2 protein-coding genes are annotated in these 1,457 nt (G+C 40.4%); both read right to left on the minus strand.

The genetic code is table 11. The annotated features are described in order from the left end of the window. Positions 1 to 989 (minus strand): DNA polymerase III subunit gamma/tau (gene dnaX / locus QZ359_RS07705; protein ID WP_293965249.1); only part of this gene is annotated, 989 nt, incomplete at its 3' end. Continuing rightward, positions 989 to 1,457: GAF domain-containing protein (locus QZ359_RS07710; RefSeq protein WP_293965251.1), on the minus strand; the 469-nt coding region annotated here is incomplete at its 5' end. The genes dnaX and QZ359_RS07710, both read right to left, overlap by 1 nt.

Consider the following 1,457-nt stretch of genomic DNA (forward strand, 5'->3'; position numbering starts at 1 on the left):
AAACTGACTGTCGCCAAGCGAATCATTTCAAACAGATTTTCCTGAGGAAGTGCCAAATTCTCAACAAATACTGGACTATGATGAGTGTTTTCTCCCCCTGTTTGAACAATTAACAAGTCTCTTAAATAGTGCAAAAGGTCGGTCACAAAACGAGTCATGCTCTTACCATTTTCAAAGAGAAGATTTAAGCAAGACAAAGCCTTGGGAACATCCTGTTGAGACAAGGCAGCCACATAATCATCCAAGGCTGATAGGCTAATGGTGCCAGTAATTTCTTCAGAGATAGCAGTCGTCAATTCATTTCCCTGTGTCAAACTCAGGGCTTGATCCAAAATAGACAAGGCGTCCCGCATTCCACCTTCAGCTCGTCTAGCGATAATTTCCACAGCCTCTGGTTCAGAAGTAATATTTTCTTTTTCTAAAATATAGTGGATATGTTCCTTAATATCCTGTGTCTTAATCGATTTAAATTCAAAACGTTGCACACGGGATAGAATAGTGGCAGGAATCTTGTGCAATTCAGTAGTGGCCAAAATAAAGACTACATTCTGTGTTGGCTCTTCCAGCGTCTTTAGGAGGGCATTAAAAGCTCCTGTAGACAGCATGTGAACCTCGTCTATGATATAAACCTTATAACGGGCAAGACTAGGGGCATAGGTAGATTTATCACGAATTTCACGGATTTCATCCACCCCATTATTAGAGGCTGCATCCATTTCGATGACATCTTCTAAACTACCATCCGTCACTGCCTGACAAATATAGCAGTTATTACATGGTTCACCACCCACTTGATTGGGACAGTTCATAGCCTTGGCAAAGATCTTAGCCACACTGGTTTTTCCCGTTCCACGAGGACCAGAAAAAAGATAAGCATGACTTATTTTCTCTTGCTCTACAGCTTGTTTAAGGGTCTTAGCCACAACTTCTTGACCAACCAACTGGGAGAAATTTTGACTTCTATATTTTCGATAAAGTGCTTGATACATTAGGCTTTCTCCCCAAACATTGTAAAGTCCCATTCTGTCTTTTCAAGCAAAATAGCGACAAATTGTTCCAAATAATCTCGATCCATAGTATCATAATCATCAATCTCTGAAGAATCCAGATCCAGAACCCCTAGCAATTGACCATTCTTAACTATCGGAACAACAATTTCACTTTTTGCTCTACTATCACAAGAAATATAGTTGGGATAAGTTGTTACATCACCAACCAGAACAGTTTCCTGAAAATGAGCTGCCTCCCCACAAACACCTTTTCCCAGTGCAATACGGATGCAGGAAACACCTCCTTGGAAAGGACCTAAAACCAATTCCTTTCCATCGAACAGATAAAAGCCTGCAAATACGGTATTAGGAAAGCGTGATTTTAGAAGAGCACTGGCGTTGGAAAGATTAGCCAAAACATTGGTTTCGCCTTCCAATAAAAAAGAGAACTCCTCATTTAACATCTGT

The sequence above is a fragment of the Streptococcus sp. genome (assembly GCF_019414905.1).
In the GTDB taxonomy this organism is placed as follows: Bacteria; Bacillota; Bacilli; order Lactobacillales; family Streptococcaceae; genus Streptococcus.